This window comes from Lyngbya sp. CCY1209, assembly GCF_035615495.1.
GTDB lineage: Bacteria > Cyanobacteriota > Cyanobacteriia > Cyanobacteriales > Microcoleaceae > Limnospira.
The window spans coordinates 1-306 of record NZ_JAJENU010000004.1; the positions used below are offsets into that span (position 1 = coordinate 1).

Genomic DNA, 306 nt, shown 5'->3' on the forward strand with positions numbered 1-306 from the left:
CCCCGATCGCCTGCTGGAACTTCCCGGCAACTGTGGAGTCCCTTTTATGCCCACCCGGACATCCCCCGCCCAAATTTTTACGATCGGCGATGGCCGCGCTTTCTGCGGTTGGCGTCAACCCCCATCAGGTTCAGGGCCTTCTCTATCTCATCTTTGATCGCGCCGCCGTTCCCCGCCTTCATTTCAATGGCGGGTCGGAGGATGTCAACCACCTGTTGAAAGATCGGGTCGGGCGTCGGCTCACCTTGCGGCCGCCCGTTGCCGTTGCTGTTGGGTGCCGCCTCGATCGCTTCCCCCCGATCCATC

1 pseudogene is annotated in these 306 nt (G+C 62.1%); it reads right to left on the reverse strand.

The annotated features are described in order from the left end of the window. Positions 1–77 precede the first annotated feature (77 nt). Positions 78–306, reverse strand: a pseudogene (locus LKE08_RS00035) (hypothetical protein); the annotation flags it as partial.